The organism is Bartonella sp. AA81SXKL, from assembly GCF_042196945.1.
Lineage (GTDB): Bacteria > Pseudomonadota > Alphaproteobacteria > Rhizobiales > Rhizobiaceae > Bartonella.
Map to the genome: position 1 here is coordinate 1 of NZ_JBHIRH010000403.1, position 560 is coordinate 560.

General features: G+C 42.3%; 1 protein-coding gene. It reads left to right on the forward strand.

The features are described from left to right. Nucleotides 1-252: 252 nt before the first annotated feature. Nucleotides 253-560, forward strand: a 308-nt coding sequence (locus tag ACFINZ_RS11940; protein WP_375674074.1) for an Arm DNA-binding domain-containing protein, incomplete at its 3' end; no start/stop codon positions are given.

Sequence of the window (560 nt, forward strand, 5' to 3'; positions counted from 1 at the left end):
TCACGAAGTTCTCCAGTGCTTAAATCGGGCGCTTTGTAATATCGCTCGCTTTCAAACCAACGGCATTCAACAAGCGTTCAAGGCATTGATTTATAATCATAATCTAGCGTTATTCATATTGAATGAGAACCCTGAATAACGTAAGATTCTCTCATCTTAAATCTGTGTATCTTGAATCAATTCATATCACTTGCTTGCACACCACAAGCGGGGCTGACGTGTGGGTAAAAACTATAGCAGAAAGGAGTAAAAATGGTTCTTATGAATCGTCTTAATGCAAGATCTGTCGCAACATTGGGAACTGGCAAATATAATGATGGTGCCGGCTTGCTTCTTCATAAGCGTAAAGATGGAGGTGCTCAATGGCTGTATCGTTATACCATTCATGGGCGGCGTCGCGAAATGGGCTTGGGTGCTTTAAGAGATGTCTCTTTAAAACAAGCCCGTGAATTGGCAACTGGGTGGCGGGCTGTTTTACGTGAGGGGCGTGACCCTATTAAAGAACGTGAAAAACAAAAGCGTGAGGCAATAAGCAATCTCCATTACTTAAAAGATATTGC